The sequence below is a fragment of the Streptomyces sp. G5(2025) genome (assembly GCF_049542075.1).
Taxonomy (GTDB): domain Bacteria; phylum Actinomycetota; class Actinomycetes; order Streptomycetales; family Streptomycetaceae; genus Streptomyces.
The window spans coordinates 3,547,811-3,573,241 of the sequence record NZ_JBMUZT010000006.1 but is presented as its reverse complement, the minus strand read 5'-3'; the positions used below and the strand labels follow the sequence as shown (position 1 = coordinate 3,573,241).

The window sequence follows — 25,431 nt, the reverse complement described above, 5'->3', positions numbered from 1 at the left end:
GCGTCTCAGGCGGTGAGCACACATTACGAGCCAGTCGCTCCGCCACGCCACCCATTTGACGCGAACCGTCAATCACCACCACGCACTCCCTCTGCCACCCCCTCTGTGCCCGCGCGCGCGAGGCCCATCGGGGTTCGATTACGCTCAGAGGCATGGCCGACGCACCGTACAAGCTGATCCTCCTCCGCCACGGCGAGAGCGAATGGAACGCGAAGAACCTGTTCACCGGCTGGGTGGACGTCAACCTCAACGAGAAGGGCGAGAAGGAGGCGGTCCGCGGTGGCGAGCTCCTGAAGGACGCCGACCTCCTCCCCGACGTGGTCCACACGTCGCTCCAGAAGCGCGCGATCCGCACCGCGCAGCTCGCGCTGGAGGCGGCCGACCGCCACTGGATCCCGGTGCACCGCAGCTGGCGCCTGAACGAGCGCCACTACGGCGCCCTCCAGGGCAAGGACAAGGCCCAGACGCTCGCCGAGTTCGGCGAGGAGCAGTTCATGCTGTGGCGCCGCTCGTACGACACCCCGCCGCCCGCCCTGGACCGCGACGCGGAGTACTCCCAGTTCTCCGACCCGCGCTACGCGACCCTCCCCCCGGAGCTGCGCCCGCAGACGGAGTGCCTCAAGGACGTCGTCGTCCGCATGCTCCCGTACTGGTTCGACGGCATCGTCCCCGACCTCCTCACGGGCAAGACGGTCCTGGTCGCGGCCCACGGCAACAGCCTCCGCGCCCTGGTCAAGCACCTGGACGGCATCTCCGACGCCGACATCGCGGGCCTGAACATCCCCACGGGCATCCCGCTCTCGTACGAACTGGACGCCGAGTTCAAGCCCGTGAACCCGGGCGGCACGTACCTCGACCCGGAGGCCGCGAAGGCGGCGATCGAGGCGGTCAAGAACCAGGGCAAGAAGAAGTAAGCGGTACCGAACGAGCCCCCTACCTGCGGTTTCTTCGCGGCTAGGGGGCTCGTTGCTGCGCTGGGGCCGCCGCTGGGCCGTGGCGCTTAGATACGGGTGATCGTCATGCGAACCGAAACGACGAGCGCCACCAGGGCGGCGACTGCTACGTCAGTGTCGGCCCCGACGCCCAGCCAAGCGCCGCCGAGACCGATGAGCGGGAACGGCAGAGGGCGGGGGGTGAGGTCGATGCGGAGGCCTCGGCGTGGCACCATGGCCTTCTCCATGTGGGTCATGCGTTGTCCTTTCTGTAGGCGATAACCGATCCCATGGAAAGGAGAGGCCGCCCCGGTACGGGCGGCCTCTCCGGTATATCGGTGGCAGGACCTTACTTGCCGTACGGGAGCAATAACAAACCCGCAGCTAAAGCGGCTGTTCTCCGCCCCTAACTCGCATGCTCGCTTCTCTGGGTGGCTTCACTGACGGTTGATGACCCCGGTAGGCCTTGCCTTACTTTGCCCGCAGGGAACCGTTGGGTCCTCGAACCAGAAATCCATTATTCCATTGAACCATTGATCCGTTGAACCGGGCCTCGGCCGGGCGGCCGGGCGGCCGGGCAGGCGGGCGGGCGGGCGAGCGGCCAGCTGGTTTTGTTGGAGATTGTGGATCCGAGGGAGCTTTCACGGATGACATTTACACTTTCAGTCGCCCATGGTTTTGTTGGAGATTGTGGATCCGAGGGAGCTTTCACGGATGACATTTACACTTTCAGTCGCCCATGGTTTTGTTGGAGATTGTGGATCCGAGGGAGCTTTCACGGATGACATTTACACTTTCAGTCGCCCATAGTTTCAACGGATGAGCGGCTCACAGCGAGGGAGAAGGCAGAGGCCACAGCGTTACGCGTACTCCCTGCTTGACGGCATGAGGTGCGCGTACACGCGGAACGTCAGGCCCGGGTCTGAGTGGCCGAGGTACTCGGCAAGGGCCTTGATGTTCTCTCCGGCGTCCAGGAGCACCGAAGCGTAGAAGTGGCGGAGGGCATGCATGCCGTTCTCGCGGGACTCGGCGTACGACCCCGCCCGACGCCCGCTCGGGGATCACGCTGGCCGAGCCAGAGCCCGCTTCCACGCCTCCTCGTTGAGGGACATCCGCCAGACGTGACCGCCGCGCGGTCCGGTGAAGATCAGCCGCTTGGTCATCGGAGGCCCGTCCGCCACCTTCCACGGCAACGTAATGTCGACCGACGGGAACCGCTTCATGTGCCCCCGCAGGGCGTCAGCAACCGGCCCGGGAAGTGGCACATCCCGGAGCTTGCCACCCTCGGGCGGGGCGAAGAGGGCCTTGCTTCGGCTTAGCTTGAGTTGCTGGACCACGTGAAGCGTGTCCGACGTGAAGTCGATCGCGTCGACGGCCACGCCGAGGATCTCGCCCTGTCTCAGCCCGCAGCCGCCAGGAAGGTGCCCGTCGTCCACTGCCGCGCTGAGAGCGGCGCCCACGTTGGAGTAGATGGTGCGGGCGTATGAGCCCCGGATGCCTTTCTCGCTCAGCTGCCGCATCCAGTCACGGATGTGCGCAGGCTGGAAGGAGCCGAGCGGGCGCGATCCCAGGTACGGGAAGGCGTGCAGCCGAAGCTGCGACTCCATCGAAGCCTGAGTGTTCGGGTCGGCTCCTTGTGTGGATACCCACGTCTCGGCAACGCGAAGTCCTCGAAGAGACCGGGATCAAGATCGCGCTTCCCGCGACCCTCACTGGCGTCGACAAGAACATGACGGGCCTCATCGTCTCGCCGGTGTTCCGCTGTGAGGCGGCCGACGGTACGCCGAGCACTGGCGACGAGACTCGTGCACTGCGCTGGGTGACCCGTGACGACGTCTCCGAACTTGCCGACGAGGCGTACGCGATCCGCGTCATTGACGCACTCGACGCGGCGTCCCCGCCGGCCGTCCGCGCCCACGACGGCGTGAAACTCGTCTAGTCCGAACCCGCTGCACATGGCGGACTACCAGCATGAAGGAACTTGTATGCACGAGCATATGAGTACTGCCCGGGTGGGGGGCTGTCTTGCCCAGGTTTCCCGGAAGAGGTCAGCCGGGCCCGGCGCTGGACACGCGGCATCCTGCGCGGCTCCCCTTTTGCGGAGGACGCCGAGCTCAGCGCGAACGCGATCCTCCACACGGCGAGCGGACACAAGTCCGGCACCTTCCACCTGGCCGTCGCCGTCTCGGCTCAGGTGGTCGCGGTGTCGGTGACGGACTCCGGAGGCACGGGCACGGCCCCGAAGATCGAGCACCAGGACCAGGACGCCGAACACGGCCGGGGACTCGGCATGGTCAGCGCGCTCGCCCACCGGATCGTCGTCTACGCCAGCGAGGCCGGCCACACCATCACCGCGGAGCTCCTCACCGACGTAGGCCGAGGAGGGCAGCCGTGCTGAGGACGACGACCAGACCGGGGTTCTGGGGCGGGTGCTGGATACAACGACTGGAGGGCCGACGCCCACCGACGATGCTCGGATCCTTCGACGCGTACTCGGCGGTCGAGGCGAACAACTGGGTGGCGACGATCCTGCGCACCATCTCACCGGCCCTCGACACGGCCGCTTCCCAGGAGGCGTGGACACGACTCGACGACGACCAGATCGACACGAGGCGAGCACTGTTGTGCCGCGAGCCCTGGACGGTGTCCATCACGCACGTCAGCACGCGCATCACATGGACAGTCCGCCCAGCACTCTTCCTATTCCTGGCACACCGTCAGGGTCAGAACTCCCGGCCTGCGCGAACGACTTCAAGCCCCGCACGACCGACTGAGTTACAACTTTCTCTACTGGTTCAAGCCCGGCTGCGCTCCGCTCCGCCGGGCGCGCTCCCGGCTCCGTGTCGCGCTGCGTTCCTGTCTTCGGCCCGCTCCGCGCACGCTACGCCGACGCGCGCCCACTCAAGGAGCAGCACCCGGAGGAGAGGCGAGCCTCGCACCACCGGGGCCACGGTGAAAGACATGCCTCCGGCGGGGCGCTCAGGCTCCGAGATGGCGGGGGCGCCGCGGGCGAGTGCCGGCCGAAGGCGGCTGATGCTGGGAGCGGGTGGTTCTGTGGCAGAACAGCCCAGCGTGAACTTCGCCATCTCACCACATCCGGCTCCAACTGGCCGCTAGTGTCGCGCTATCGCTTACGCATGAACTAAGCGAGTCTTCGGTGGGGCAAGCACGGTAGGGGGACATGGGCTCAGGCTGCCGCCGACTAGGCAATTCCGTAATCCTATCGGTCCATTTCCAACTAATCAGAATGTGCCGCATGCGCGTACTAAAAAGCTTCCAGCGGGAAGAAGTGTCCGACGCGGTAATGGCAAAGTTTGCAATGGTGGCGCCAGTTATCGAAGCCACGCTGCACTCAGTCGCCATGGATCGCATCGATCGCCTCGGAGGGTACCCTGCCTGGACACTACACGATCTCGCAAGGGAATTTCTGGAAGGTTTCGGTGATGCCGGAATCTGTTTCGAATTGGCAGTACATGAGGCCATTGCCGGTCGCAATGCCTTGATTTGGCCTCTCGCTAGCGAGGTTCTAGAGGATTTCTGCGGCATCTCGGGAGGAGCTGACTCCATCCTATTCGGCCCAGAAAAGGAGGGAAGGATCCCCATCCTTGAGTCGATCCAGGACTCACTTACTGACGATTCGCGGGTGTATGTCGGAAATCGAGGCCAGCCTCCGAAGCTGAAGCGATATATTCCGCAAATCTTTCGGGCCTTCCATCGTAATGAAGAACGAAACAACCTCCCACGGTCGATTAATGGCCTCTGGAAGGCCGATCTGTTCATTGGTAATCCATCGGTCGATCGCTGGGTGGGAACCACCGTAAAGGTGAAGCCGGGCGCACTGGAAAGCGCCCAAGGGCTACGGGTTGGAATTTACCCCAAAGCCAATGCGGCCGACATTCCAAGGGTGGATGACAGGCTAAACCTGATCCGCCTACCGCTGCCGTACGATTCCGCCTTCATGGAGCTCTTCTATAAGAGCTTCAATCTAATGCGGGCGTTCCTGCGGTGTGACGCTAGAGTCCCACCACCGGTGGACCTTCCGGACGCAGAAGACCGATTCACCGTCAGGGAACTTGAGATTCGGAGAGGATTCCCCATCCTGGACGTACTGGCCGCAATTCGCAATATGTCCCAATGGACTCTGCTGGATTCTGATTCCATTGAATCCTTGCCCCCTACCGCCTCTCTATCGGAGGAGGAAGGGCTTACCGACTCTCCGGAAATGTTTGTCGACTCGGATCCCATCTCCATTTCCCCGGCGGCAATTAGCGAATGACCGGTGACCTCGTGGACCCGCCGGCGAGTTGGAGTTCACCGGCGCGGCCTCTGCGTATCCCCTGCTGACAACTAGGCGAGGCTTATCGGGCCAGGAGGGGGACTGCACTTCCGGCGCTTGACTCTCGCGCTGCTGGCCGTCATCGCCGCGGAGATAGCCGGTCGGCATGATCGCGAAGGCGATGGTGGCTAATTCGTGGACGACGAAGGTGTGCTGATAGCGCGCGCGGCCAGCGCTGGCAGGGCACTCTTGGCCACCGGCGGAGCCTGGTCGTCGGTTGGGTCCCGTGGTTTTCACCGGCCCGCCCCCGGACAGACCCAGGGATGCAGCTGCACTACAGAGCTGGACGCCTCGGAAGCCGACCGCGCGCAGGTGGACGCTATCCCGCGGCACCAGCAGACGGTAGCGAGGACCGTGCCACATCCGTGCCAGATTGTGGGGGAACCACGGGGAACGAGGGGCGTGTTCGGGCTCTGGAGCGTCGATCAGCTCTCGCAGCGTCTGCGCAGTCAGGCGGAGGTTCGCCCTCCCGCTCTCCTAAAGCGGGTGTCGCAGGTTCGAATCTGCCGACGGCACCAGCCGAAGGCCCTGGACCGATCATGGTCCGGGACCTTCGACATCTGGCTTATGCCTTCCGGAGCACGGGACGGCCTATGGGGAGGGCTGAGAGCGAGAACTCTCCGGTTGCCCCTGCTCGGTACGGGTCTGTTTGAGGTCCCGCCAAGCAATCCGAGCGCGATGCGCTGAGGCGAAGACATCAGGCAATTGGTCGAGGAACCCCCGAATAGCGAACAGCAGAATCGATAGAACCCCGAAGATCGCGAGGATGCCGAGCGTCACGGCCGCGTCCAACAGTCTCAGTACCTTTCAAGTCAGGTGACCGAGCCGGGTCTCTTGTGCAGGGCATTCGTCAGCTCGGCCACGGTGAAGTGGCTCGAACCGAGAAGCCCTACGCTCGACGCAACGCTGGGTGTCTCAGTGGCCGAGGCGGGTGCGCTCGGCAAAACGTGGTGTAGCTAGTGGGTCCATAGAAAGCCGAATGCTCCTCAAGCGACTTTGCGGGCCGACATCGATTGGGCCGGGACTTGCAGGTATATGACCCTGCGCGCCCCGCCCCGGTCCCGCGCCTCCTGGAACTCCCTGCACCATCGGGGCGCAGATCACAAGAAGCGACGCAAAGGGCTTCGACTGCGCGCAGGATGTTGCACTCCAGCGCGCAGAACTGATGGTAGGTCAAGCCCAGGCAAGATCGCAGCTCGATCCAGGAACAAGTGAGCCCCGTCTCAATTCCCTTGGCTGTCACGGCAGATGGGGTGACCGTGGGTTACCCATACGGCGCTGGGCGTGTTCTGCTCGTCTCCGCCGTCGACCGAACGCGTCCTCGTACCGGAAAGCTGGGCCGTCTCTGGGGCGTCCGAGGTAGTTCGATGGTGGCCAACGACGACCAATGACGACCATTTGGCCGGCCATGAGCACTGCCCTGTACAGCAAAAGCCCAGATCACCAAGATCCTCGGCAAGACCCAGGGCAAGAAGAAGTAGCCCTGCTTTAGCTTTAAGCCCCCTGCCTGCGGGTTCGCTGCCGGTAGGGGGCTTGTTGCTGCGGCTGGGCAGTCTCTGGGCCGTCAGCTGAGCCTCCCTCAGGCAGGCCACGCATCGGTCATCAGGAAGGCGACCACCGTCCCGCCGAATCGGCTGGGACCGGCATGCGGGGGCTCGGCGATGGCGTCGACCAGGAGCAGTCCGCGCCCATGGGCGTCGTCGGCGTCCGGCCGGCGAAGACGTACGTTCGCCGGAAAGCCCAGGTTGTGCACCTCAACACGGAGCGAGGTTCCTTCCCGGAACCACTCCACGCGTACGCGCCACTCCTCATCGGCCCGCCCGTACGTGATGGCGTTCGTCACCAGCTCGGAGATCATCAGCGCACAGTCGTCGACCGAGCAGGCCGAGGTGTACGGGGCGATGAACTTCCGGAACCAGCGCCGAGCCCCATCGCGATCGCGGTATGGCGAACACCGACAATGACCGTCGGCCCAAGTACCAACGGATCGCAGACACTTTGCGCGAGGCCGTTCAGTCGGGCGAATACGGTCCTGGTGATCGGCTTCCGGGGGAGAACGACCTCATGGCCACGTACGGCGTGGCCCGTATGACCGCCCGACATGCCCTGGGTGTCCTCCGGGACGAAGGTGTCGTCGAAGCCCGCAAGGGCGCCGGTGTGTTCGTCCGGGCGTACCGCCCGCTTCGACGCCGGGGCATTCAGCGTCTGGCCCGGCAGCAGTGGGGTGGCGGCCGTTCCATCTGGTCGGCGGACATCGAGGACCGCAACCTGGAGGTGGACCAGGTAACCGTGTCGGAGGAGGCGGCGCCCGACCGAGTCGGTGCGGTCATGGAGTTGGCCGCCGGGGAAGCGGTCTGTGTGCGGCGTCGGCGCTTCGTACTCGACCAGAAGCCCGTCCTGCTCGCGACGAGCTACCTTCCCATGTCTTTGGTGGCCGGCACCGCGATCACCCAGCAGGACACCGGACAGGGCGGGACGTACGCGAGGCTGGCCGAAATCGGCTTCGAGCGCCCTCCGCGGTGGAGCGGGCCGTGTCCACGGTCATGCCCATTGACCGGAAGAGGCTGATCAGAGCGCCGTTGTGCTCGGGGTGATCGTCGATCCAGAGGATTCTGCCGCCCTTCAGCGTGTCCGCCGCGTGCTCCAGCCTGCTCAGGACTCCACGCCTCGCGGTCGGCGTCACCGGCGTCTCGCTGCGCTCGGCGACCTGGTCCAGTAGCTGGCCTGCCATTTCCACCTCGACCCCGAGCGCCCGCAACGCGGTGACCCGAGGGACCAGGCTGTGGATGATCGTCTCTCGCAACGACAGATAGACGATGATCGCGAAGCACGCCCAGAAGAGGCTGGGCAGCGTGCCGATCAACTTGATCCATATCGCTTCCGGCATGGAGCCATGATCGGCCCGGACCGTCGGCGACGTACGGCAAATGAGTACATCGCGAGGTACCTCGCGCTATCTCGCGGTAGCTCCTGAGCCTGCGAGCCTTACGGCCTCACGGGCCCCCCGACTCCGAAACCCCCCGCGCCACCTCCCCCACCACCTCCGCGATCCACTGCCCGAACCCCGTCGGGGCGACAAGGACGCCGAAGACCAAGACGATGGCCACGGTCAGTTGTTCGTCGTTGCGGCTGCGCGCCTGGGTGCGTCTGCGCAGGCGCAGGATGATGACGACTGCCAGGAGAACCGCCACGTTGATCGTCAGCACCATCGGCCAGGCCCCCTCGTATGCCTCGCATGAGCACGTCCCGGCCTTCTTGTGTAGCCGCCGCTCCCCTCCCCGGCCGCCCAGTTGCCCGCACTTGGCAGCAAAACGTTCCTCCGCGGCCGGATCAGCACGTGCGGAGCGCGTATGCCAAGAGGCCAGGAGGGGGCAACCGGGCGCCCCGGCCGGCGTGGTGCCTCAGCGTGTGAAGTTCAGGTACTTCCACCCGCCGTGCGTCGTCGCGTTGACGTTGTCGCCCGACGAACCGTTCACGTACGACGAACGGATCCGCGCGCGGATGCCGGACTCGCCGGGCGCCTCCAGGCGGACGGGCGACGTGCCGTCAGGCGCCAGGCCGAAGTACTGCGAGCCCGCCGCGTGCCACTTGCGGTCGGCGCCGTAGACCTCGATCTCGAAGCGCTGCTTGCGGCCCTTGTAGTACGTCATCTTCGTCGCGAGCACGGGGTCGGTGTTCTTGTGGAAGTAGTGGTACTTCGTGGAGCCGATCTTGCCCGTCTTGTAGTGCTTGGAGACGGCGCTGGAGATCCTCACCTTGGCGTACGCCGTCGACGTGGCCTTCGCGGACGCCGAGCGCGCGTCTCCGGAGAAGACCGCCGTGACCTTCGTGTCGCGCTTCATGTCGACCGTGGCCCTCAGGTCGCCGTGGGAGTTGACGGCGCCCTTCTTCAGCAGCTTCTTCGGCTTGTCGGCGCCGTAGGGGTCGGCCCAGATCTCGACGGTGCGGTTCTTGTACGTCTTGCCGAGGTGCGCGGTGAAGGAGACGTCCGCGCCGTAGCCGTAGACCTTGCCGTTCTTGTCGAGGGTCAGCGTCGTCTTGGAGCGCGCGACCTCGATCGTGTCCGACGCGGAGGCCGCGGCGTGCGTGGCGTCGCCCGCGTACGTCGCCTTGCCGCCGGCCGGCGGGCTGTCGGTGAAGGAGAACGAGCCGTCCGCCTTCGTCTTGACGGCGGGCAGCGCCTTGCCGGAGGGCGCCTCCACGTCCGTGCGCGTGATCGTCACGGGCGTGCCGGCCGGCAGCGGCACCGTGTCGGTGAGCTCGCCGGTGACGGTCAGGGGCTTGGCGCGGGGCGCCTTCTCCGGGGCGTTCAGTGTCAGGGCCGGCAGGGACTTGCCCGGCTCGACCATGGTGCGCAGCGTGAAGGTGCCGTACGAGTTCACGGACACCGCGAAGACACGGCTCGCGTCCGGGGCCCAGGCGAGGGCGGCGGGCACCAGTTCGTCGGCGCCGCTGGTGTTGCCGGTGTTCGGGAAGTCGTACTCCCGCACCGGCACCTTCACACCCGGCCGGTAGATGTGCACGTCGGGCTCGTACCAGGACATGCTGCCGCCCGCGATGGTGCCGTCGGGGGCGATGGCCACGGCGTTCGGGTACGGGTCGGTGGGGTAACGCGTCTCCTGGGTCAGGTCCTTGGTGGAGTACGCCGGGAACGCGTACCCGTAGCCGTCGTCCCAGGTCGTCAGGACCTGTTCGCCGTCCGGCGTCAGATCCAGGTCCTTGAAGTTCCCGGTGAGGGTCTTCGTGGTGCGCAGGGCGGGCTCGGCACCCGCGACGTCGTACACCGCCACATCCGCCCAGGTCCCGGCCTTCTCACCGGCCACCAGGACGCCGGGGGCCTTGGGGTCCGCGCCGAGCAGCGGCGCGCCCTCCCAGTCCACGCCTGTGCCCTGGGCGAGCTTCACGACCGGCTCGGTGCCGGAGGTGTCGAGCGAGCCGATGCCGCCCTCATAGCCGAACCACACCTTGCCGTCGACCGTTTCGAGCGTGGCCGGGCCCTTGGCGCCGGTGAGGTCGTAGCTCGCGGTCTGCGTGTAGGTGGCGGTCTCCACGGACACGATGCGGTTCTTGTCGGTGACCGCGGCGAAGACCTGCCCGGAATCGGCCGACAGCGTCAGGCCGGAGACGCCCGGCAGGCCCGCGAGGGTGCCCTCGACCTTGCCCGCGTAGTCAGTGACGACGATCTTGCCGACGAGCGGGTCGGAGACGTACACCCGTTGGTGCGCCCCGTCCACGACGATGTCCCCGACCGCGGAGACGGGCAGCTCCTTGGCCGAGTCGGCCGCCACGGTGCCCGCCGTGCCGACGGTCAGCGCCACCGAGCTGAAGAGGACTGCGAGCGCCGTCGCGGTCGAGATTCTGCGCGTACGAGCGCTCAGTACTGCGTGCATGTGATGTGACCCCCCACATGAGTGGGCCCGGGCCCACTGCCCGGGCCTGTGCCCCCGTCAGAGCGCAGGTTATGGCATGTCTGTGACAGCTGAGGAGGGTGTTTCACCCGTGGGGCTCGCTCGGCGGCCGGTCGCGATGGCGCACGCGCACGTGCCCGACGGCCCACGCGCACGTGTCCGACGGCCCACGCGCACGTGTCCGACGGCCCACGCGCGCGTGTCCGATGGCTGACGCCCACGTGCGCCGTTGATGCGCCCTGCCCCGCAGGGTTGCAATGGGAGGCAGGCAGTACGCGAGTACAGCGGTACGCCGTTACACCAGTACGCCTTCGAGGAGGAGACCCATGGCCGAGTCCCCCAAGCCCGTCGTCATACCGATGAACTGCTCCTGCGGCCCCGGCTGTAGCTGCGGCTGTCAGTCCGGCGGCTCCTGCCAGTGCGGCGGCGGCTGCGGCTGACGCCCACCTGACAGACCTGACAGACCTGACAGACCTGACAGACCTGACAAGCCTGGCAGGACCTAGCAGGAGCTGGCAGGACCTGCAAGACCGTGCCCCGCACGACCACCTGACGTCGTGCGGGGCACCGTGACGCGCGCGGGGTGACCCGAAAGGGCCTACGCCCCTTCCACCGGCGCCGGACCCGACGACGCCTGGATCTCGTCCGCGTGCTCACCCGTGACCAGGTACACGACGCGCTTCGCCACCGACACCGCGTGGTCCGCGAAGCGCTCGTAGTAGCGGCCGAGCAGCGTCACGTCGACGGCCGTCTCGATGCCGTGCTTCCAGCGGTCGTCCATCAGGTGCTGGAAGAGGGTGCGGTGCAGCTGGTCCATCTCGTCGTCGTCCTGCTCCAGCTGGAGGGCGAGGTCGACGTCCTTGGTGATGATGACCTCCGCCGCCTTCGCCATCAGGCGCTGCGCGAGCTGGCCCATCTCCAGGATCGTGGCGTGCAGGTCCCGCGGCACCGCCGAGTCCGGGAAGCGCAGCCGGGCCAGCTTGGCGACGTGCTGGGCGAGGTCGCCCGAGCGCTCCAGGTCGGCGCTCATCCGCAGCGAGGTCACGACGATGCGCAGGTCGGTGGCGACCGGCTGCTGCCGCGCGAGCAGGGCTATCGCGCGCGCCTCCAGCTCGTGCTGGAGATCGTCCACCTTCTGGTCGGCGGCGATCACGCTCTCGGCCAGCTTCAGATCGGCGTCGAGCATGGCCGTCGTGGCGCGCCCGATCGCGGACCCGACCAGGCGGGCCATCTCGACCAGGCTCTCCCCGATCGAGTCAAGTTCCTCGTGGTACGCGTCCCGCATGTGGCTGTCCCTCTCTCGTACGTCTCAGGGGGCTGGCCCCTACGCTCCCACGGTGTGGCCCGGACGCGTCCGTTTCCGGCACCTCGAATGAACCATCCCTGTCATCAAGGTGAACTGTGGGCGACACGGGGCGACATCGCCGATCACCCCCCGGACCGGGCCCTTCGGCAGAAATGAACCGGTGCCGTCCCCCCGGTGAACTCTGGGCGACGAGTGTTCGAGGCCGTGCCCGAATGGCTGTGGACGGCGCTCACCAGGCGCATAACCTGGAGACATGGACGTGAACGCGGCGGTCGCCGCAGCGGCAGCGATCGCCGGAGTGTGCACCGGCGTCATCGCCATGCTGGCGTTCCGCTGGAGCGAGCGCGACCAGAAACGCCCCACCCGGAGCTCCCTGCACACCGACGCCGTACTGCCTCCGGGCGTGGACACGGTCCTGTCCGTGCTGCGCTCCTCGGCCGTCGTCCTGGACGAGGCCGACAGCGTGGTCAAGGCCAGCTCGGCGGCGTACGCCCTCGGGCTCGTGCGCGGCGGCAAGCTCGCCGTCGAGCCGATGCTCAAGATGGCCCGCGACACCCGCCGCGACGGCGAGATACGCCAGGTCGAACTGGATCTGCCCCGGCGCGGCACCGGCCGCGGCGAGGCCCTCGCGGTCTCCGCCCGCGTCGCCCCGCTCGGCTCCCGGCTCGTGCTGCTCCTGGTCGAGGACCTCACGGAGGCCCGCCGCATCGAGGCGGTACGCCGCGACTTCGTCGCCAACGTCTCCCACGAGCTGAAGACCCCCGTGGGCGCCCTCAGCCTCCTCTCCGAGGCCGTCATGGACGCCTCCGAGGACCCCGAGGCCGTCGAGCGCTTCGCGGGCCGCATGCAGATCGAGGCGACCCGCCTGACCAACCTCGTGCAGGAACTCATCGACCTCTCCCGCGTCCAGAACGACGACCCGCTGGAGGACGCCGAGCCCGTACCGGTCGACGAACTGGTGGCCGAGGCGATCGACCGCAGCCGTCACCAGGCCTCCCACAAGCAGATCACCCTGGCCGCGTCGATAGGCGGGGCCGCGAGCCCCTCCGCCGAAGGGGACCCCGGGGGACGCGAGAGCGGCGCCGCCGCGCTCCAGATCTGGGGCAACCGCGGCCAGCTCGCCGCGGCCCTCGGCAACCTCGTGGAGAACGCGGTGAACTACAGCCCCGCCCGCACCCGCGTGGGCATCGCCGCCCGCCGGGTCAGCGCGCCCGGCGGCGACATGATCGAGGTCGCCGTCACCGACCAGGGCATCGGCATCTCGGACAAGGACAAGGAACGCATCTTCGAGCGCTTCTACCGCGTCGACCCGGCCCGCTCCCGGGCCACCGGCGGCACCGGCCTCGGCCTCGCCATCGTCAAGCACGTGGCCGCCTCCCACGGCGGGGAGGTCACCGTGTGGAGCTCCGAGGGACAGGGCTCCACCTTCACCCTGCGGCTGCCGGAGGCGGCCGCGCACCGCGACCGCGGACCAGGTCACGGCGGTGGATCCGGCGCCGAAGCCGGTACCGCCCCGACCGACGAGACCACTACGTACGAACCCATTCCTGCCCCGGAGGTCCTTCCGTGACCCGAGTGCTCGTCGTCGAGGACGAGGAATCCTTCAGCGACGCTCTGTCCTACATGCTCCGCAAAGAGGGCTTCGAGGTCGCCATCGCGGCCACCGGCCCGGACGGACTCGACGAATTCGAGCGCAACGGCGCCGACCTCGTCCTGCTCGACCTGATGCTGCCCGGCCTGCCCGGCACCGAGGTCTGCCGTCAGCTGCGCAGCCGCTCCAACGTCCCGGTGATCATGGTCACTGCCAAGGACAGCGAGATCGACAAGGTGGTCGGTCTGGAGATAGGAGCCGATGACTACGTCACCAAGCCCTTCTCCTCGCGCGAACTGGTCGCCCGCATCCGCGCGGTCCTGCGCCGCCGGGGCGAGCCGGAGGAGGTCGCTCCGCAGGCCCTGGAGGCGGGTCCCGTCCGCATGGACGTCGACCGCCACGTGGTCACCGTCTCCGGCTCCAAGATCGACCTGCCGCTGAAGGAGTTCGACCTCCTGGAAATGCTCCTGCGCAACGCGGGCCGCGTCCTGACCCGTATGCAGCTCATCGACCGCGTCTGGGGCGCGGACTACGTGGGGGACACCAAAACCCTCGACGTCCACGTCAAGCGCCTGCGCGCCAAGATCGAGCCGGACCCGGGAGCCCCGCGCTACCTGGTGACGGTCCGCGGCCTCGGCTACAAGTTCGAGCCGTAAACCGCGAGCGGCGGGACGTGAGACGTGAGAGAGGGCGGGAACCCGGTGGGGTTCCCGCCCTCTCGTACGTACGTCGATCAGTGCTCGGCGCCGGTACCGGTGCCGGTGTCCGCGCTGTGCGAGGCGGCGTCCGACGGGTCCATGTCGGCGGCACCGGAGGCGTCCCCCGACGGGTCGGTGGCGGCATCCGACGCGGAGTCGGACGGCTTACCGGACTCGCCCGGCTTCCCGGACTGCCCCGGCTTCGCGGACTTCTCCGCCTCGGCGCCCGGAGCCTGCGGCACCTCGGTCGGGCCCCACTTGGTGAAGTAGCTCTCGGCCGGTACGACGAACGCCTCCAGCTTCACGTCGCCCGTCTTGCTGAAGGCGAAGGTGACCTGCTGCGCGTCGCCGTCCTTGACCGCTTCGCGGCCGCTGGGCAGGACGGCGGAGGCGTTGTCCTTGCCGCCGATGACGACCGAGCCGCCGGCCGGGATGGTCAGCGAGCCGTTCCGCTTGGCGGCCTTGTCGTCCTTGGCCGGCGTGATCTTGGCCTTCTCGTCGACACCCTTGAGCGTGACCGAGTCGAGGGTCTGGTCGGTCGTGCCTCCGTTGAAGATCGTCGCGGAGACGACGGCCGGGCCCTTGGCCTTCAGGTCCGGCTGGGTGATGACCATGGCGTTCTGGATCTTGATGTCACCGACGGAGGTCGCGGCGTGGTCCGGCCGGACCCCCAGCGTCTGGGCGTTGTTGCCCGCGCCGCACGCGGCGAGCGAGGCGAGCGAGAACGCGATGGCGGTGGCGGCGAGGGCGCCGCGTCGAAGGCTGCGGCTCACGGCGGCGGCAACTCCTTGAACGTGGGCGGTACGGGAGGGTCGGGCGGCGTAAAGCCGCCCTAAGGGTGTGTCAGCGCGCTTAGGTTACCGAGCCGTTCCCGGGCCGCCGCACCCGACCCGCCCCTGGGGGACGCGGACCTCTTCCCGGCGGTTCCCGGGGCCCGTGGCCGGCCCGCCCCATTGCTCTCTCGTTCGGCTGCTCTCTCGTCCGGCATCGTCCGGCATTCACATAAGCGCCCTCAAGTGCCGCGGGCGGGCTGTCCCCGGTATTTGCGGCGAGGAAGGCGAGGAATTACGGGGCTGCCAGAAAATCGATCACCGGGCAGCTTGATCAATTCCGGAATCACGTCGGACCGCGTGCCGCACGCCTCTCCGGCGACCGAACGGAGTAGCGAAAGTTCACCGCTTGGAACCGCGCAAACCGGGACGTTCGGACTCTTGGGACACTCTTGAGGGGGGCGTATCGCCCACGTTTCTGCCTCCCCGAAGAGCCGCTCCGACCTGCGAATACCCCGTTCCGGCGGCCCTCCGCAGCACGTTCCTGTTGCTGTTGTCAAGCCCCGAGATATGCCCTGACCTGCGAAAACGCCATTCAGAAGAGGCGATTCTCGTGTTAGGATGGATAGCCACGGAAGGGGTACCTGTCACATGACGTTCAAGGTTGGCGACACCGTGGTCTATCCCCATCACGGGGCCGCGCTGATCGAGGCCATCGAAACTCGCCAGATCAAAGGCGTGGACAAGACCTACTTGGTGCTGAAGGTCGCCCAGGGCGACCTGACGGTGCGTGTGCCAGCGGACAATGCGGAGTTCGTCGGCGTGCGTGATGTGGTCGGTCAGGACGGGCTGGACCGGGTCTTCGAGGTGCTGCGCGCGCCGTACGCCGAAGAGCCCACGAACTGGTCGCGTCGTTACAAGGCAAATCTTGAGAAGCTCGCCTCCGGCGATGTCATCAAGGTCGCGGAAGTCGTGCGTGACCTGTGGCGTCGGGAGCGTGAGCGTGGACTGTCCGCCGGCGAGAAGCGCATGCTCGCCAAGGCTCGGCAGATCCTGGTGAGCGAACTCGCCCTCGCGGAGAACACGAACGAGGACAAGGCCGAGGCCCTGCTGGACGAGGTCCTCGCGTCCTGATGCCGATGGCCTGAGGCGCATGCCCCGGCTGTCCATGGCGCAATGATGCCGCGGTGCCCGCTGACCCTTAACCGGAGTCGCCGGGCGCTGCGGCATGTTCGTACCCAGATGTTGCCCACATGTTGTGCGAACCAGGCAGACATGGTGGCGGCCCCCAGAGACCGTGTTGGCGTGCCGGGCCCGGGCAGCTGGCTCGACCAGATGTCACGGAAGGGTCCGGTCACGATGTCGCGCCCGGCACGGTGTGGCCATACCCACGTCGGCCGAGCACACAAACCTGAACGGAACCGATGTCTAGCGAATCCCGTACCGCGGTGGTCATCCCCGCGGCAGGACGGGGCGTGCGCCTCGGCCCTGGCGCCCCCAAAGCGCTCCGCGCGCTGAACGGCACCCCGATGCTCATCCACGCCGTCCGCGCCATGGCGGCCTCCCGCGCCGTCTCCCTCGTCGTCGTCGTGGCCCCGCCGGAGGGCGCGGCCGAGGTCAAGACGCTCCTCGCCGACCACGCGCTGCCCGAGCGGACCGACTTCCTCGTGGTGCCCGGCGGCGAGAGCCGCCAGGAGTCCGTGCGGGCCGGCCTGGACGCGCTGCCGCCCGGCATCGACATCGTGCTCGTGCACGACGCGGCGCGCCCGCTCGTGCCGGTTGACACGGTCGACGGCGTCATCGAGGCCGTACGCGACGGGGCGCCCGCCGTGGTGCCCGCGCTGCCACTGGCCGACACCGTCAAGCAGGTCGAGCCCGCCGCGACCCCCGGCGAGCCCGAGCGCGTCGTGGCCACCCCCGAGCGGGCCCGGCTGCGCGCCGTGCAGACGCCGCAGGGCTTCGACCGCGCCACGCTCGCGCGCGCCCACGAGAGCGTCACCGACAACGTCACGGACGACGCCAGCATGGTCGAACAGCTCGGCCTGCCCGTCGTCGTCGTGCCCGGCCACGAGGAGGCCTTCAAGGTCACGCGGCCCCTCGACCTCGTCCTCGCCGAGGCCGTGCTCGCCCGCAGGAGGGCCAACGATGGCTTCTGACCCGCCCGCCCCGGCCCCCGTACTGCCCCTCGTCGGCATCGGCACCGACATCCACGCCTTCGAAGAGGGCCGCGAGCTGTGGTGCGCCGGCCTGAAGTGGGAGGACGAGGGCCCGGGACTCGCCGGGCACTCCGACGCCGACGTCGTCGCGCACGCCGCGTGCAACGCGCTGTTCTCCGCGGCCGGACTCGGCGACCTCGGCGCGCACTTCGGCACCGGCCGCCCCGAGTGGTCCGGCGCCCCCGGCCTGACCCTCCTCGCCGAGGCCGCCCGCATCGTGCGCGACGCGGGTTTCACCATCGGCAACGTCGCGGTGCAGGTCATCGGCGCCCGCCCGAAGATCGGCAAGCGCCGCGACGAGGCGCAGAAGGTGCTCTCCGAGGCGGCGGGCGCGCCCGTCTCGGTCTCCGGGGCCACCACCGACGGGCTGGGCTTCCCCGGCCGCGGCGACGGACTCGCCGCCATCGCCACCGCGCTGGTCGTCCGTACGACGCCCTGAGGCGGACACCGCGGATATCGGGTAGGTGTATGGCTCGTACAGGCGAGGCTCTCGCAGCCAGCTGTCCACGAAGGAGTGAAGCCATGTCCGCCGCACTGTCCGACCAGCTCAAGGCCCTTCTCGACGCCCCGTCGTTCATCATCGTCGCCACCATCCAGCCCGACGGCAGCCCGCAGCTGTCGCCGGTCTGGGTGAAGCGGGACGGCGACGACGTGCTGTTCTCGACGACGATCGGCCGCCAGAAGGAGAAGAACCTCCGCCGCGACCCGCGCGTGACGGTGCTGCTCCAGCCCTTCGACGCCCCGTACACGTACGCGGAGATCCGCGGCACGGCGGAGATGACGACGCAGGGCGGTCAGGAGCTGATCGACGAGCTGTCGCTGAAGTACTCGGGCAAGAAGTACGCGGAGTTCAACCCCGACTCGGTGAACGACTCCCCGCGGGTCGTGGTTCGGGTGTCGCCGCGCAAGGTCGTCGGGCGGGTCTGAGGGCGGCCGGACGTCACGGTCGCGTTGCCCTGTGGGGGCAGGGGGCGTGGGGCACTGTCCCGCGCCCACTACCCTGGAGTGGTGACGATTCGCCTGTACGACACCAGCGCCCGGCAGATCCGTGACTTCAGCCCCCTCAACGACGGCTGCGTCTCGATCTACCTGTGTGGTGCCACCGTGCAGGCGGCCCCGCACATCGGGCACATCAGGTCCGGCCTGAACTTCGACATCATGCGCCGCTGGTTCGCCTACCGCGGCTACGACGTGACGTTCGTGCGCAACGTGACCGACATCGACGACAAGATCATCAAGAAGTCGGCCGAGCAGGGCCGCCCGTGGTGGTCGATCGGGTACGAGAACGAGCGCGCCTTCAACAGCGGTTACGACGTGCTCGGCTGCCTGCCGCCCACCTATGAGCCGCGCGCCACCGGCCACATCACCGAGATGGTCGAGATGATGCGCGGCCTCATCGAGCGCGGTCACGCGTACGAGGCCGACGGCAACGTCTACTTCGACGTGAAGTCCTTCCCCGGCTACCTTGAGCTCTCCAACCAGGACCTCGACGACCTGCGCCAGCCGTCCGGCGAGGGCGAGACCGGCAAGCGCGACTCGCGTGACTTCGCCATGTGGAAGGCCGCCAAGGAGGGCGAGCCCAGCTGGGAGACGCCCTGGGGCCGCGGCCGTCCCGGCTGGCACCTGGAGTGCTCGGCGATGGCCCACAAGTACCTGGGCACCGAGTTCGACATCCACGGCGGCGGGATCGACCTGGTCTTCCCGCACCACGAGAACGAGATCGCCCAGGCCAAGGCCTTCGGCGACGCGTTCGCGCGCTACTGGGTGCACAACGGCTGGGTCACCATGAGCGGCGAGAAGATGTCGAAGTCGCTGGGCAACTCGGTGCTCGTCTCCGAGATGGTCAAGGAGTGGCGGCCCATCGTGCTCCGCTACTACCTCGGCACCCCGCACTACCGTTCGATGATCGAGTACAGCCCGGAGGCCCTGCGCGAGGCCGAGTCCGCGTTCGCCCGCATCGAGGGCTTCGTGCAGCGCGTGGTGGAGAAGGCCGGCGGGGCCGTCGAGCCCGCCGCCGAGGTGCCGCCCGCGTTCGCCGACGCCATGGACGACGACATGGGCGTCCCGCAGGCCCTCGCCATCGTGCACACCACGGTCAGGCAGGGGAACAGCGCCCTGGCCGCCGACGACAAGGAAGCCGCCGTCGAGCGGCTCGCCGAGGTGCGTGCCATGCTCGGCGTCCTCGGCCTCGACCCGCTCGACCCGCACTGGGCCGGTGGCGAGAGCGACCGCGGCGAAGACCTCCACGGCGTCGTCGACAGCCTCGTACGCCTGGTCCTCGACCAGCGCGAGGCCGCCCGCGGCCGCAAGGACTGGGCCACCGCCGACGCCATCCGCGACCAGCTCGGCCAGTCGGGCCTCGTCATCGAGGACAGCCCGAGCGGGCCCCGCTGGACGCTCGGTGCGCGCTGACCGACACCGCTGATGTGCCGCCCGGCCTCGTGGGCGGCACACTGCATAGACGTACACCTCGCGCGTACGGACGTACGCGCACCCACGCAACACGACAGACAGGTAGGTCATGGCCGCTAACAACCGCCGCATGTCCGGCAAGAAGGGCGCGCAGGTCGGCAGCGGCGGCAATCGGCGCCGCGGCCTTGAGGGCAAGGGTCCGACGCCGCCCGCCGAGGCGCGCAAGGGGCATGTGAAGAACCGCATCGCCACCGCCAAGGCCAAGAAGGCCACGGGCCGCCGCCCCGCGCCGAAGGGGCGCGGCGGCAAGTCGTCCTCCGAGATGGTCGTCGGCCGCAACCCGGTCTTCGAGGCGCTGCGCGACGGCGTGCCCGCCACCACGCTCTACGTCCAGCAGTTCATCGACAACGACGAGCGGGTCCGCGAGGCGCTCCAGCTCGCGGCCGAGCGCGGCGGCATCCACCTCATGGAGGCCCCGCGGCCCGAGCTGGACCGCATGACGAACGGCCTCAACCACCAGGGCCTCGTCCTCCAGGTCCCGCCGTACGAGTACGCGCACCCCGAGGACCTCGTCGCCGCCGCGCACGGCACCGGCGACGACCCGCTGATCGTCGCGCTCGACGGCGTGACGGACCCGCGCAACCTCGGCGCGATCGTCCGCTCCGTGACGGCGTTCGGCGGCCACGGCGTCGTCGTGCCCGAGCGGCGCGCCGCCGGTATGACGGCCGGTGCCTGGAAGACGTCGGCCGGCACGGCCGCGCGGACGCCGGTCGCCCGCTGCACGAACCTGACGCGCGCCCTGGAGGCGTACAAGAAGGCGGGCATCGCAATCGTCGGCCTCGCGGCGGACGGCGAGCACGAGGTCGGCGACCTGGAGGCGCTCAGCGGCCCTGTCGTCATCGTCGTCGGCAGCGAGGGCAAGGGCCTCTCGCGGCTCGTGGGGGAAACCTGCGACTTCCGGGTGCGGATTCCGATGCCGGGTGGGGCGGAGTCGTTGAACGCGGGTGTCGCGGCTGGTGTGGTGCTTTATGAGGCGGCCCGCCGCCGCAAGTAGTCACGCACGGATGTCCGGGCCGCGGTGATCTTTTGACGCGGTCCGGACATTTCTGCGTGGTCAAGGCAGTGTCCTAACCACACGTCACTCGGTTAGATGAGTGTGGACACCAGAACACCCCGCACTCCCACGGGGGGAAGCTCGTCAGGCTTCGACGAAGCTCCCGCGCTGAGCATGGTGAAGGTGCCGAGCGACCCGGCGCAGGTCATCGTCTCGCACGCGAGCTTCCGCGTGCAGCTCCCCGCCGCTGGGCGCATCCAATCCCCGCGTATCTCACGGCACTTGGGCCTCTCCGACGAGACGGTGCGCATCCCCGCCGTGGCGGCCGCCGCCAAGCGCCGCGCGCCCGTCGTCTGGAGCGGGAAGTCCGAACCCGGCGACCCCGGCGCGACCGGGCTGCTACAGGCCGTGCGCGGCAGCGGCGTGCGCCGTTCGGCCGAAGAGGCAGGCCCCTATGACGACGGGAGCGCGACCCAGGTCATCCCGCGTGTCGCCCTCGACGACGGCCCCGGGACCTCCCGGACCTCCGGGACCGTCGCGACACCCGCCGTCGGACCCGCCCCCCAGACCCAGCTGCTGCCGCAGATGCGGATGCCCAGCAGCGACTACGACGAGCGGCTCGCCGAAGAGAACGACCGGTTCGGTGAGTACGAGCACGAGCACGAGTACGAGTACGAGTACGACAACGCGTACGCGGAGGGCGACGGCGCCGACGCCGAGGCCGCCACCGAGGAGCGCAGACGGCGGCAGGGCGCCGACCCCGTGCGGCACGCCTACTACCCCGGGCGCCGGATGAACCTCGGCGTCGTCCTCCTCCCGCTGCGCGTCTTCCTCGGTTTCATCTCCATCTACGCCGGCATGGGCAAGCTCTGCGACCCCGTCTACTTTGACGGCGGCCGCCGCGGCTCCATGGTCAAGTGGCTGACCTCGCTGCACCCCTGGGAACTCGCCGAGCCGCTGCGCGACTTCGCCCTCCAGCACCCGGTGGGCGCCGGTCTCAGCATCGCCTTCCTCCAGGTCATCGTCGGCGTCCTGACGGTGCTCGGGCTCTGGCAGCGCGTTGCCGCCTCGGTGGGCGTGCTGCTTTCCGCCGCGCTCATCGTCACCGTCAGCTGGAAGACCGTCCCCGCCTACGACGCGCCGGACATCATCTACCTCGCCGCGTGGTCGCCGCTGATCATCGCGGGTGCCCCCGTCTACTCCGTCGACGGACGCCTGGCGGGCGAGGCCTGGCGCAGGCTCGGGCCGCGCGCCGACATCTGGGACCTGCGGCGGCGTGTGCTGCGGCGCGGCGGGCTCGTCGGGGCGGTCGTCATCGGCCTCACGCTGCTCCTCGGTTCGCTGCTCGGCGGCGCCGTGCGCGACGCGGACCGGGTCACCGTGCCCGGCCCCGGCGAGGCCCCGCGGAACGTGCTGCCGGGCTCCCCGCTCCCCGAGGACCCCGCCAAGAAGCGGCGGGAGAAGCGTGCGCAGAGTCCCTCGGCCTCCTCCGGGTCGGAGTCGCCGACGCAGGGCAGCGGCTCCGCGAGCCCCTCGCAGGGCGCGACGGCGCCGGGAGCCGTCCCCGAGACCGGTGCGGCCGGGGCGGGGCAGCCGAGCCAGACGCAGGGCAGCAGCACGGGCCAGGCGCCGCCGCAGCAGTCGGCGCCACAGCAGCAACAGCGGCAGCAGCAGCCGCCGGCCTCGACCACGGGGCCGGCGTCCAGCGGCGGTGGCGGCACCGGGGGCGGCACGGGCGGCTCCGGTGGCTCGGGTGGCTCCGGTGGGGCCGAGGAGCCGGGCGGACTACTGGGCGGTGTCCTCGGCAACTGACTCCGTAGTGGTACGTCAAGTACGTCTGGTACGTCTGATACATCAAGTACGTCTGGTACGTCTGATACATCTGGTACATCGAAGGGGCCCCACACCGTGGGTGTGCGGGGCCCCTTCGACGTACGTAAGGCGGAGCAGGTGGGGGGCGCTCAACGGGCCTGTGCGGCCAGTTCCTTGGCGGCCTCGGTGAGGTCCTTCGCCGTGTCGATCGCGCGCCAGTAGGCGCCCTGCGGCAGCGGGAAGCCCGCGAGGCGCTTATCGCGGGCCAGGCGCGGGAACGTGGTGCGCTCGTGGTCGCCGAGGTCCGGCAGGAGCGCGGTGAAGGACGCGGAGAAGACGTACACGCCGGCGTTGATGAGGTACGGGGACGGCGGCGCCTCGACGAAGTCCGTGATGTGGCCGAAGGTGTCCGTCTCGACGGCGCCCCACGGGATGCGGGGGCGGGCCAGGGCGAGGGTCGCGGTGGCGTCGCGCTCGGCGTGGAAGGCCGCCATGTCGCGCAGCGAGAAGCGGGTCCAGATGTCGCCGTTCGTCGCGTACCAGGGCTGGTCCGCGTGCGGGAGGTGGCGGGCGGCGTATTTGAGGCCGCCGCCGCGGCCGAGCGGTTCCTTCTCGACGACCGTGGTGACGTTCAGTGGCAGGTCGGCCGAGTCCAGCCACTCCTGGAGGACCTCGGCGAGGTGGCCGCAGGAGACGACGGCGTCGGTCACGCCCTCGGCGGCCAGCCAGGCAAGCTGATGGCCGATGATCGGGGTCCCCGTGCCGGGGATCTCGACCATCGGCTTGGGCCGGTCGTCGGTGTACGGGCGGAGGCGGGAGCCCTGGCCTCCGGCCAGGACTACGGCCTGCGTGGGGTTCAGCGTGGTCATGCCGGAAACCCTACGCGGCGGTAGGCGCCGCCCCGCTCAGCCGTTCTGATGGGCGGCGGCCACGCCCGACGCGAAGGACGTGTCGCAGACGGGCCTGGCGTAGGACTGGGCGCGGACCGGGCCGTACTTCTGGACGGCGGCGCGGCCGAGGGCGCGGGCGATGGCCATGCAGTGGCGGGCCAGCGACGGGTGGCGGTTCACCTCCTGCTGGAGATGGGTGAGCGCGACGCCCGGGTTCTTCTCCTGGAGCTCCAGGAGAAGCCGGTCGCGCAGGATGTCCTGCGGGGCGCGGGACTTGGCCGGTACGGAGAGGTCGTCGGCGGATGCGGTGAGCATCGAGTCCGAGGAGCTTCCCGACCAGTTGACGCTGGTGACCGCGAGGGTCCCGGAAAGCACCAGCATCACGGGCAGGACGAGAGCGAGCGTGCGGCCGATGCGGTGGGCGGGGCCACGGTGGGCTCGGCGCGGCTTCTGGGTGTAGTTGGCGGAGTGCGTCACGCGAGGCAGCGTAGCGCTCGGTGATGATTTGGCGACATTTTGTCACTCGGTCGAGCGACGGCGAAGTGGGTTTCCCTGGCGCGGTGTTGACGTGGCCGGGGCGCGGGAGGGGTGAAATGCCTGGTGTGCCGGGGTATTTGTCGACAACAGGGTCGTCGCTTCCGGGCCCGGCGGCTACGCCAAGGAGCCCCGCACCGGAGTGCGGGGCCCCTCGCTCGTTCTGTCCCGTGACCGGTCCGTACGCCGATCAGTCGGAGAGGGGCTCGCCCGTGATCAGTCGGCGAGACGTTCGCCGGTGATCAGTCGGCGAGACGTTCGCCCGTGATCAGTCGGAGAGGCGTTCACCCGTGATCAGTCGGAGAGGCGTTCGCCCGTCGACGTCGAGAAGACGTGGGTCTCGCCCGGACGCGGTACGACGTGCAGCTGGGCGCCCTTCTCCGGGACCCGGCGGCCGTTGACGCGGACGACGAGGTCCTTGTGCTCGCCGCTGACCTCGGCGGAGCCGTAGACGTAGCCGTCGGCGCCGAGCTCCTCGACGACGTTCACGGAGACGGCGAGGCCGGCCGGGGCGTCCTCGGTCGCCTTGGAGAGGGACTTCGCGGTGGCGCCGTCCTGCTCGACGATGTCGAAGTGCTCCGGGCGCACGCCGACGGTGACGGTGCGGTCGCCGCGGTCGGCGGCGGCGCTCAGGGCCTCGCGGTTGACCGGCACCACGGAGTTGCCGAACTTCACGCCGCCGTCGGTGATCGGGACCTCGACGAGGTTCATGGCCGGGGAGCCGATGAAGCCCGCGACGAAGAGGTTCGCCGGGCGGTCGTACATGTTGCGGGGCGAGTCGACCTGCTGGAGCAGCCCGTCCTTGAGGACCGCCACCCGGTCGCCCATGGTCATGGCCTCGACCTGGTCGTGCGTGACGTACACGGTGGTGATGCCGAGGCGGCGCTGGAGCGAGGCGATCTGCGTACGTGTCGACACGCGCAGCTTGGCGTCGAGGTTGGACAGCGGCTCGTCCATGAGGAACACCTGCGGCTCGCGCACGATGGCGCGGCCCATGGCCACGCGCTGGCGCTGACCGCCGGAGAGCGCCTTGGGCTTGCGGCCCAGATACTCGGTGAGGTCCAGGATCTTCGCCGCGTCCTCGACCTTCTGGCGGATCTCGGCCTTGTTGACGCCGGCGATCTTGAGCGCGAAGCCCATGTTGTCGGCGACGGTCATGTGCGGGTAGAGCGCGTAGTTCTGGAACACCATGGCGATGTCCCGGTCCTTGGGCGGCAGGTGCGTGACGTCGCGCTCGCCGATGCGGATCGCGCCCTGGTTCACGTCCTCCAGGCCCGCGAGCATGCGCAGGGAGGTGGACTTGCCGCAGCCGGACGGGCCGACGAGGACGAGGAACTCGCCGTCCTCGATCTCGATGTCGAGGCCGTCGACGGCGGGCTTGTCGGAACCCGGGTAGACGCGGGTCGCCTTGTCGAACGTAACAGTGGCCATGGTGAGGGCCCCCTTCACCGGCAGGAACGTGCCGGACGATC

At 68.7% G+C, this 25,431-nt stretch carries 21 protein-coding genes and 5 pseudogenes; 14 read left to right on the top strand and 12 right to left on the bottom strand.

Annotated features, from left to right (window positions below; all coding sequences use genetic code 11):
- The first annotated feature begins 152 nt into the window (after window positions 1–152).
- Window positions 153–914 (top strand): phosphoglyceromutase, encoded by a 762-nt coding sequence (locus tag ACOBQB_RS26990; protein ID WP_423595078.1) that lies wholly within the window; start codon window positions 153–155, stop codon window positions 912–914.
- An 86-nt stretch (window positions 915–1,000) separates the two neighbouring features.
- On the opposite strand, the gene ACOBQB_RS26985 is transcribed toward ACOBQB_RS26990, so the two are convergent.
- Window positions 1,001–1,189 carry a hypothetical protein gene (locus tag ACOBQB_RS26985; protein ID WP_423595076.1) on the bottom strand — a complete coding sequence of 63 codons (189 nt, stop codon included), beginning with the start codon at window positions 1,187–1,189 and terminating at the stop codon, window positions 1,001–1,003.
- A gap of 539 nt (window positions 1,190–1,728) precedes the next feature.
- Window positions 1,729–2,590 (bottom strand): annotated as a pseudogene (locus tag ACOBQB_RS26980) (tyrosine-type recombinase/integrase); the annotation flags it as partial.
- On the opposite strand from ACOBQB_RS26980, the pseudogene ACOBQB_RS26975 reads away from it, so the two are divergent.
- Window positions 2,575–2,871, top strand: a pseudogene (locus tag ACOBQB_RS26975) (NUDIX hydrolase); the annotation flags it as partial. The pseudogenes ACOBQB_RS26980 and ACOBQB_RS26975 overlap by 16 nt on opposite strands.
- Before the next feature lie 46 nt (window positions 2,872–2,917).
- Window positions 2,918–3,330: pseudogene (locus tag ACOBQB_RS26970) on the top strand (ATP-binding protein).
- Here ACOBQB_RS26970 and ACOBQB_RS26965 read toward each other — a convergent pair.
- Entirely contained in the window at window positions 3,296–3,604 is a 309-nt protein-coding gene (locus tag ACOBQB_RS26965; protein WP_423595074.1) for a hypothetical protein, read from the bottom strand. The pseudogene ACOBQB_RS26970 and the gene ACOBQB_RS26965 overlap by 35 nt on opposite strands.
- A 584-nt stretch (window positions 3,605–4,188) precedes the next feature.
- On the opposite strand from ACOBQB_RS26965, the gene ACOBQB_RS26960 reads away from it, so the two are divergent.
- Entirely contained in the window at window positions 4,189–5,208 is a 1,020-nt protein-coding gene (locus ACOBQB_RS26960; protein ID WP_423595072.1) for a hypothetical protein, read from the top strand.
- A gap of 1,639 nt (window positions 5,209–6,847) precedes the next feature.
- Here the strand turns inward: ACOBQB_RS26960 and ACOBQB_RS26955 are convergent.
- Window positions 6,848–7,195: pseudogene (locus ACOBQB_RS26955) on the bottom strand (ATP-binding protein); the annotation flags it as partial.
- A 17-nt stretch (window positions 7,196–7,212) separates the two neighbouring features.
- Between ACOBQB_RS26955 and ACOBQB_RS26950 the strand changes: the two are divergent.
- Window positions 7,213–7,776: pseudogene (locus ACOBQB_RS26950) on the top strand (GntR family transcriptional regulator); the annotation flags it as partial.
- Here the strand turns inward: ACOBQB_RS26950 and ACOBQB_RS26945 are convergent.
- The 4 genes from ACOBQB_RS26945 to phoU form a co-directional block, all read right to left on the bottom strand.
- Window positions 7,715–8,155 (bottom strand): hypothetical protein, encoded by a 441-nt coding sequence (locus ACOBQB_RS26945; protein WP_423599016.1) that lies wholly within the window; start codon window positions 8,153–8,155, stop codon window positions 7,715–7,717. The pseudogene ACOBQB_RS26950 and the gene ACOBQB_RS26945 sit on opposite strands and share 62 nt — an antisense overlap.
- Before the next feature lie 106 nt (window positions 8,156–8,261).
- The gene (locus tag ACOBQB_RS26940; protein WP_423595070.1) at window positions 8,262–8,477 is read right to left on the bottom strand and encodes a hypothetical protein; all 216 of its coding nucleotides are present in this window, start codon (window positions 8,475–8,477) and stop codon (window positions 8,262–8,264) included.
- A gap of 192 nt (window positions 8,478–8,669) precedes the next feature.
- Window positions 8,670–10,658, bottom strand: coding sequence for a YncE family protein (locus tag ACOBQB_RS26935; RefSeq protein WP_423595068.1), 1,989 nt, complete (start codon window positions 10,656–10,658; stop codon window positions 8,670–8,672).
- Window positions 10,659–11,274: 616 nt separating this feature from the next.
- The gene (phoU, locus tag ACOBQB_RS26930) at window positions 11,275–11,961 is read right to left on the bottom strand and encodes a phosphate signaling complex protein PhoU (RefSeq protein ID WP_423595066.1); all 687 of its coding nucleotides are present in this window, start codon (window positions 11,959–11,961) and stop codon (window positions 11,275–11,277) included.
- 274 nt (window positions 11,962–12,235) lie between these two features.
- On the opposite strand from phoU, the gene ACOBQB_RS26925 reads away from it, so the two are divergent.
- Together ACOBQB_RS26925 and ACOBQB_RS26920 are read left to right on the top strand one after the other, a co-directional pair.
- Window positions 12,236–13,552, top strand: coding sequence for a sensor histidine kinase (locus ACOBQB_RS26925; protein ID WP_423595064.1), 1,317 nt, complete (start codon window positions 12,236–12,238; stop codon window positions 13,550–13,552).
- Window positions 13,549–14,229 (top strand): response regulator transcription factor, encoded by a 681-nt coding sequence (locus tag ACOBQB_RS26920; protein WP_127911779.1) that lies wholly within the window; start codon window positions 13,549–13,551, stop codon window positions 14,227–14,229. Before ACOBQB_RS26925 ends, ACOBQB_RS26920 begins: the two co-directional genes overlap by 4 nt.
- A gap of 77 nt (window positions 14,230–14,306) precedes the next feature.
- Here ACOBQB_RS26920 and ACOBQB_RS26915 read toward each other — a convergent pair whose 3' ends face one another.
- On the bottom strand, window positions 14,307–15,044 hold the full coding sequence (locus ACOBQB_RS26915) for a copper chaperone PCu(A)C (protein ID WP_423595062.1): 738 nt from the start codon (window positions 15,042–15,044) through the stop codon (window positions 14,307–14,309).
- A gap of 648 nt (window positions 15,045–15,692) precedes the next feature.
- Between ACOBQB_RS26915 and ACOBQB_RS26910 the strand changes: the two genes are divergently transcribed.
- The 7 genes from ACOBQB_RS26910 (at window position 15,693) to ACOBQB_RS26880 (ending at window position 22,535) form a co-directional block, all read left to right on the top strand.
- Window positions 15,693–16,175 (top strand): CarD family transcriptional regulator, encoded by a 483-nt coding sequence (locus ACOBQB_RS26910; protein ID WP_003953493.1) that lies wholly within the window; start codon window positions 15,693–15,695, stop codon window positions 16,173–16,175.
- 290 nt (window positions 16,176–16,465) lie between these two features.
- The gene (gene ispD, locus ACOBQB_RS26905; protein WP_423595060.1) at window positions 16,466–17,197 is read left to right on the top strand and encodes a 2-C-methyl-D-erythritol 4-phosphate cytidylyltransferase; all 732 of its coding nucleotides are present in this window, start codon (window positions 16,466–16,468) and stop codon (window positions 17,195–17,197) included.
- Complete coding sequence (gene ispF / locus ACOBQB_RS26900) at window positions 17,187–17,696, top strand: 2-C-methyl-D-erythritol 2,4-cyclodiphosphate synthase (RefSeq protein WP_423595058.1); 510 nt, start codon at window positions 17,187–17,189, stop codon at window positions 17,694–17,696. Before ispD ends, ispF begins: the two co-directional genes overlap by 11 nt.
- Before the next feature lie 83 nt (window positions 17,697–17,779).
- The gene (locus ACOBQB_RS26895) at window positions 17,780–18,184 is read left to right on the top strand and encodes a PPOX class F420-dependent oxidoreductase (RefSeq protein WP_423595056.1); all 405 of its coding nucleotides are present in this window, start codon (window positions 17,780–17,782) and stop codon (window positions 18,182–18,184) included.
- A gap of 81 nt (window positions 18,185–18,265) precedes the next feature.
- A complete protein-coding gene (gene cysS / locus ACOBQB_RS26890) occupies window positions 18,266–19,669 on the top strand; it encodes a cysteine--tRNA ligase (protein WP_423595054.1) in 1,404 nt (467 codons plus the stop codon).
- Window positions 19,670–19,778: 109 nt separating this feature from the next.
- Window positions 19,779–20,723 (top strand): 23S rRNA (guanosine(2251)-2'-O)-methyltransferase RlmB, encoded by a 945-nt coding sequence (gene rlmB, locus ACOBQB_RS26885; protein ID WP_423595052.1) that lies wholly within the window; start codon window positions 19,779–19,781, stop codon window positions 20,721–20,723.
- A gap of 102 nt (window positions 20,724–20,825) precedes the next feature.
- Window positions 20,826–22,535, top strand: coding sequence for a DoxX family protein (locus tag ACOBQB_RS26880; protein ID WP_423598790.1), 1,710 nt, complete (start codon window positions 20,826–20,828; stop codon window positions 22,533–22,535).
- 149 nt (window positions 22,536–22,684) lie between these two features.
- On the opposite strand, the gene ACOBQB_RS26875 is transcribed toward ACOBQB_RS26880, so the two are convergent.
- The 3 genes from ACOBQB_RS26875 to ACOBQB_RS26865 all read right to left on the bottom strand — a co-directional run bounded on the left by ACOBQB_RS26875 (window position 22,685) and on the right by ACOBQB_RS26865 (window position 25,390).
- Window positions 22,685–23,404: a nucleotidyltransferase family protein gene (locus ACOBQB_RS26875; RefSeq protein WP_423595050.1), complete on the bottom strand. Its 720-nt coding sequence runs from the start codon at window positions 23,402–23,404 to the stop codon at window positions 22,685–22,687.
- A gap of 36 nt (window positions 23,405–23,440) precedes the next feature.
- Window positions 23,441–23,902: a hypothetical protein gene (locus ACOBQB_RS26870; protein WP_423595048.1), complete on the bottom strand. Its 462-nt coding sequence runs from the start codon at window positions 23,900–23,902 to the stop codon at window positions 23,441–23,443.
- 351 nt (window positions 23,903–24,253) lie between these two features.
- A complete protein-coding gene (locus ACOBQB_RS26865; RefSeq protein ID WP_423595046.1) occupies window positions 24,254–25,390 on the bottom strand; it encodes an ABC transporter ATP-binding protein in 1,137 nt (378 codons plus the stop codon).
- Window positions 25,391–25,431 lie beyond the last annotated feature (41 nt).